7 protein-coding genes are annotated in these 5,714 nt (G+C 68.6%); 5 read left to right on the top strand and 2 right to left on the bottom strand.

Going from position 1 to position 5,714, the window contains the following annotated elements:
* Positions 1-708, top strand: a 708-nt coding sequence (locus ACIBJF_RS51795) for an alpha/beta hydrolase (protein ID WP_399184861.1), incomplete at its 5' end; no start/stop codon positions are given.
* A gap of 730 nt (positions 709-1,438) precedes the next feature.
* Positions 1,439-1,597 (top strand): hypothetical protein, encoded by a 159-nt coding sequence (locus tag ACIBJF_RS51790; protein ID WP_399184860.1) that lies wholly within the window; start codon positions 1,439-1,441, stop codon positions 1,595-1,597.
* A gap of 225 nt (positions 1,598-1,822) precedes the next feature.
* Here ACIBJF_RS51790 and ACIBJF_RS51785 read toward each other — a convergent pair whose 3' ends face one another.
* Both ACIBJF_RS51785 and ACIBJF_RS51780 read right to left on the bottom strand, forming a co-directional pair.
* Positions 1,823-2,134, bottom strand: coding sequence for a hypothetical protein (locus ACIBJF_RS51785; RefSeq protein WP_399184858.1), 312 nt, complete (start codon positions 2,132-2,134; stop codon positions 1,823-1,825).
* Between the two features lie 10 nt (positions 2,135-2,144).
* Entirely contained in the window at positions 2,145-3,020 is an 876-nt protein-coding gene (locus ACIBJF_RS51780) for a DUF5937 family protein (protein WP_399184857.1), read from the bottom strand.
* A 288-nt stretch (positions 3,021-3,308) separates the two neighbouring features.
* Here ACIBJF_RS51780 and ACIBJF_RS51775 point away from each other — a divergent pair, with 288 nt between their 5' ends.
* From ACIBJF_RS51775 to ACIBJF_RS51765, 3 genes are all read left to right on the top strand, one after another.
* Complete coding sequence (locus ACIBJF_RS51775; protein WP_399184856.1) at positions 3,309-3,821, top strand: DUF2690 domain-containing protein; 513 nt, start codon at positions 3,309-3,311, stop codon at positions 3,819-3,821.
* Between the two features lie 355 nt (positions 3,822-4,176).
* Complete coding sequence (locus ACIBJF_RS51770) at positions 4,177-5,079, top strand: metallophosphoesterase family protein (protein ID WP_399184855.1); 903 nt, start codon at positions 4,177-4,179, stop codon at positions 5,077-5,079.
* 86 nt (positions 5,080-5,165) lie between these two features.
* Positions 5,166-5,309, top strand: coding sequence for a hypothetical protein (locus tag ACIBJF_RS51765; RefSeq protein WP_399184854.1), 144 nt, complete (start codon positions 5,166-5,168; stop codon positions 5,307-5,309).
* The last annotated feature ends 405 nt before the right edge of the window (positions 5,310-5,714 follow it).

Raw genomic sequence — 5,714 nt, 5'->3', positions numbered from 1 at the left:
CCGTTCTTTCATGCCCACGGCCGCACCCGTACCTCTGTCCAGATGATCACCCGCGCCGCACACTTCGAACGAAATCCGGTTTGCCACAACGCACTCAGGTATCCCCATTGGCCGGGGCTCCGTCAAATGCTCCGGGAGATGCTGGCCGGTGACACCACCACGCTGCTGAAAGTCCTCGTCGCTGTACTTCCCAGCAACCTGGGGGACCAGTCGGAGACAGCGGTCCACTGCCTGAGCTCCACCCTCGACGGCCGCTACACCGCCGACCAGACAAAGGCAGCTCTTGCCGAATTCGTCCGGGTCGCACCTCAGTTCGGGAAATTCTGGGTCTCGAATCTCTCGTCGTGCACCTCATGGCCCGTCCCGGCCAACCAGACCGCGCATCCCATCACCGCGCCCGGTGCCGCACCGATTCTGGTCGTGGGCACCACGCGCGACCCCGCAACCCCGTACAACAACGCACAAGCACTCGCCCGCCAACTCCAGTCCGGCCGACTACTCACCTGGGACGGTGATGGTCACACCGCCTACGGACAAGGGAGCGCCTGCATCGACAACGCTGTCGACCACTACCTGCTCGACGGGCGTCTTCCAAGGGTCGGCACGAACTGTACTGACGCACCCGACAACGCGAACAGACCTGTGGGCTCAGCGCCCGAAGCCCGCCACACCCGCCGGAATGCGCCGATGACGCTACACAGGAGATAACGAAACTGCACACGCCCCCGACAGCGGGCAACATCGAACCGCTCACCAGGGCGAGCATGGCCGAACAGCTCCTGGAAGCCCGCATCTACGAAATCTACGAATAGGCCACATGAGGTCGCAGGCCGGTCAAGACAACTCCTCAAGCCCAATCGTCTGCCTTGTCCTCCGATCGAATCGAAGCCCCACGCAATCCCTGGCCAACACCCCTGACGACAGTCTGACTGACGCGCTCCGGGTCTGGTGGAGGCTCTGGCCTGCTCCCGCTGACGAAGGGCCGGGACTCGCGCGGTGAGAACCGCGCCAGTTTCGATTCCCGATCCGGGGTCCGGCGGCCCCAAATCACCTCGCCCCTCAACTCCACCTCACGAAGCCCTGCAGCCGAGGATCCGGCTGCTGCCCGAACTCGCGCCGCCCGCCCCGAGCTGCTGCTGGCCGGGCAGGCGCTGACCGATCGAGGCCGGCCGCGTCGTGACCGTGATGCTGGAGGCTGGCTGCAACCGCGAGCAACTGCGGCACGTCATTGCTGCCCGGCCCCTGCCCGATCCGGTACGGACCACGGTCGGCGCGATCACTCGCCGCCCACCTACCCGCCCCCCGCCATCGCAGCCGACCACCACGACCAGCCCGCGCGGGGTACCCCACTGCCGCAGCCGATGACCGGCTCCGCCGTCGCTCGCACGGTGGCGAGGCCCTGACCTACCGGGCCCTTGTCGAATGCGCTGGCTGCGGCATGCCCGGAACCGCCGCCGGCGAGGACCTTTGCCCGGCCTGCCTCGGCTGGCCGCTCTACCGCACCTGCCCGGGCCCCACCCACCCCGACGGCAACGGCCGCTGCACCACGTGCGCCTCCGCCCTGACAGACCACCACCTGGAAAGAAACACCTCGTGACGGACACCCTCCACACGCCGCCGCCGACCACGCCCGCGCACCACGAGCGCCTCTTCACCCGTGATCCGGGGCGGTGGGAGAAGGAACGCTCCCGCGCCCTGCGGACCGGCCACGTCCGCGACCACACCTGCTCGGCCGCCTGCGAGCCCGTGCTCGTTCGCGAACGCACCCTCTGGGGCTGGCTCGCCTGGACCGTCCCCGGCGACGGCTACCGGCCGAACTCCCCTACCAGATCGGGGTGCTCACCCCGTCGGCGACGCGCACGCAGCGCTTGGCCCTGCGCTGGCCGACCAGGCGGCCCGCCCGGCGCATCGGCCTGGCCCCCGGCATCCCCGGCTCGCTGCGCTTTACTGCCGTCGCGGTCGCGCTCTTCAAACTGCTCGCCGGCCTGTTGCCATGGCCGATGGCATCATGGCCGACGTCGCGCTGCCAGCGAGCCTGCTCGCGCCGCTGCTCGTCGAACACCTGCCGGGCACGCTGGACACCCGGGCCCGCGAACACGTCCGCAGCGTCGAAGGCGCCAGCGCCTGCCGCCAACTCTGCATGCTCAGGACACCGGGTTTGGTCCGGGCGGGTTCTCCGCCAGGAGGTCGAGGCCCAGTGGGGTGAGGAAGAGCAGTGTGCTCGTGCCGCGCCGGGAGCAGTTGATCAGGCGTGCCTCACGTAGCGCTTTGAGGTGGTAGCTGGTGGCCGCCGGTGAGAGGCCGATGCGCTGGGCGACTTCGCCGGCCAACGCACCGTCCGCGGCGATGCGCAGCACCGCGGCCCGGGTTGTACCCAGAAGGGACTTAAGGGTGTCGTGCCCGGGACGCTGAGCATGCGGGCGCCACCATTCGGCGGTTCTCTCGACGGGATAGATCACAACCGGTGGGAGGCCGGGGTCGATGAGGGTGACAACGGTCCGCCAGCAGAACACCGAGGGCACCAGCGTGACACCGCGCCCTGCGAGATGGATGTCGCGGTCCTTGGGATAGTCCGCTTCGAGAACGGGCGGCGTCCACCGGAGCAGGGGTCGGAAGCTCTCCAGCAGGGCGTCGGCGCCGCCGTGCAACAGCGCACGGCCCCGCCCGGCCACGTCTGCTTGGGCGTGGGCCGAGACCCGGGACCAGTCGGGTAACAGGACCGACTCGTAGTAGCTGGACAGTGCTTGACCCAATGACGTGACCGCCGCTGCCTCACCGCGCACGAGCGGGGCTGTCCACTCGGGCAGTGCGGGCATCGCGGCGAGTTCCCGAGTGAGGCGCTTGCCTGGTGTGGACAGCACGGCCTCGATGCCGCATTCCATCCCTGCTGCGGCCTGCGAAGGCGTGAGGAAGTCCGGGAAGTCACCGTAGGGCGGGGCGAGGGCGCGCAGGAGCCGCGGCATCCACACGGGAAGCCGGCGCAACCGCTCGCGTGCCCTGGCCCGCCACGCGTCGAACACCGCTCTGCCCTCGCGGTGCCCAGCAGGTTGGTGCTGAGTACGACCTCCCAGAGCGGATCGGGACACGCTGCAACACGAGTACGCGCAAGATCGTCGCTGGTGAAATGCAGTCGGAGCACGCCTCCCCCCTCCCCGTGTCACAGCGGAATCTAGCGCCACAAAAGATCCCTGACCAGCGTTCTTCCAGCACCTTGGAACGTGGTGGACCGGTGGGCCGGGTGCCCGCGACGATGAGGGCCGCACGGCGTGACCGCACACTGTGTTGACTGGCAGAAGGAGTCGTCTTCGGTGATACGCGTCAAAGCATCACTCACGGCACTGGCCCTGACGGTGGCGTCAGGCACCGCAGCCCTGGTGTTCGCCTCGCCTGCGCAGGCGGCCACCTGCTCGTGGTACTCCGGGCAGTTCGGCAACTCGTCGAACTGCGACAATCAGGACCCCGACGCTCTCGGTTCCGCCTGCGGCGGCGACGCTCGCACGGTGGCCTCCGTCGTGATGAAGCGGAGCTACGACGGCGCTGCGACCGGGCCGACCGTGGACCTGCGTTACAGCGCCAACTGCCGCACCGTGTGGGCCCGTATTCGCGGAGCCTGGGGGGCCGACTACGATCAGATGGGCTGTACAGTCACCATCCACCGCAACTCCGACGGTCAGGAACTCTACAGATCCCCGTCCTTCGGCTCGACGAACGCCACCGTCTGGACCAACGTCCTCTACGACGCCGGCGTCACCTCATACGCCAGCGGCCACTGCGACACCAGCCCCGGCTACAAGTACGACGGCGCCACGAGCAACTGGTAGAGCCACACCTCTGTGCCGGATCCGGAACCGGATCCGGCACAGACGCGCGTCGCGGAGACGGTGGCTTCGCCGGTCAGGCACCGGGCCATCGGGTCAGCCACCGCGAGGCGGAACACGGCTTCGGAAGCGGGCTTGGAGGGTTTCGTAGTCGCGGGCCAGTCAGCAGTGGAATAACGGCCGACCCACAGTCCGCTGCATCGCCCACCTAGGCGGCAGTGGGTGAATCCCCGTGGTGCTGACGAAAACGGACCCTGTTCCCTGTGGGGTGGAGAGCTGCTGGTCCCGTGTCCGGCAGCGTTCGCCTCGGATGAAGGGTGATCTCCCGGCGGACTGCCCGGACCGTTAGGTTGGCGAGATGAAGATCCTTCATCTTTCCGATACGCACCTCGACCGTGCGGCAGCCCCGGACGCCGACGGAGCCGATGGCACTGAGGCACTGCGGCACCTGCTCGCCGACCTGGTCCACCTGAGCGACCTTGACGCTGTCATCGTCACGGGAGACGTCGCGGACGACGGATCCAGGGAGGGATATGCGCGAGCGCGTGAACTGCTGAGCGGCTACGCGAGGAAGCGGGGCGCATCGGTGTTCTACGCGACCGGGAACCACGACGAGCGGGCGGCGTTTACCGACGTGCTCGGCTGCGGCCACACCCGCCCCGACGCGGTCTGCGACGGGCCGGACGGTGAGAGGGCAGCCGCGAGCACGATCGACGGCTGGCGCGTGGTCACCCTCGACTCGCTGGTGCCGGGCAAGGGGTACGGCCAGATCAGCCGCGCCCAACTTGACTGGTTGCGCGAAGTACTGGCCGCACCTGCGCCGCGTGGCACGGTCTTGGGCTTCCATCACCCGCCGATTGCCCTGGAGGTCGAGGCGCAGCGGGCGCTGGGGCTGCAGAATGCCGACGAGTTGGCCGCCGTGATCCGCGGGACCGATGTGCAGCTCATCCTCTGCGGCCACTTTCACCTTCAGATCTTGGGGCGTCTGGAGCAGGCGACGGTCTGGGTCACGCCCGGGGTGGTCAGCCGCATCGACCTGACCGCCCGGCCCGGCACCGAGCGCGCCGTGCACGGCCCTTCGGCCTCGCTGGTCCAGCTCGGCACGGCGAACGGACCGCTCATCCACACTCTTCATGCCCGTGACCCCCGCCTGGGCGAGACGGTCTACGAAGCCGATGAGGAGGAGATGCGGCAGGTCATCGAGGACCTCGGCCCCTCTCGGCTGAGCCGTGAAGGACAGCCGGCTGCCAGGCGGATGTGACGTGCTGGGCGGTTGCAGGGGCGGGCGGGGCGGGCGGCGCGCATCGGCCATGCCGGCCTGGTGTACGCGACGCGGACACCGTCGCCGTGATCTTCGACCAGACCGAAGGCCTGTGCTACTACGCCGACTTCGGCCACCTCGACGCCCTGTTCACCGATCCCGCCCTGGCCCGTGACCGCAGCTACCTCGACCGGCTTAGGCACTACCTGAAGCGTAGTCACTGGCCCTGACACGGCCGGGCCTTCGGGCCTGCCTGCGCAGCGGGCCAAGTGGTGTCCCGTGGGCACAGGCTGCCCGGGCCGAACGCGCCCCGCCTGGTTCCGGCCGAGGCGGCTGGTGCAGGATCTTGAGGTCGGGATCCGGCTCCAGGAGGCACTCCATCGCCATCATCACGCACGAGGACCCGATCGGCCGGGGCCCCAGCAACTACATGATCCACGCTGACCTGTCGGATCGGCAGGACGGCTGGCGTGAGCAGCTTTGGACCCGGCGGCTTGCGTCTGACCGGTTCGAGGTGGCCTGCCTGCCTTTTTTCACCGTGTTCCTCCGAGGATGCCCCGGCCTTCAGGACTTTGTTGGCGGATTCGGTGATTGCCCGTGGTGATCTTGTTTGATCGGGCAGTCTGATGGAGGTT

The sequence above is a fragment of the Streptomyces sp. NPDC050743 genome, assembly GCF_044456925.1.
Lineage (GTDB): Bacteria > Actinomycetota > Actinomycetes > Streptomycetales > Streptomycetaceae > Streptomyces.
The sequence above is the reverse complement of the archived record's forward strand: the minus strand, read 5'-3'. Positions and strand labels throughout refer to the sequence as shown.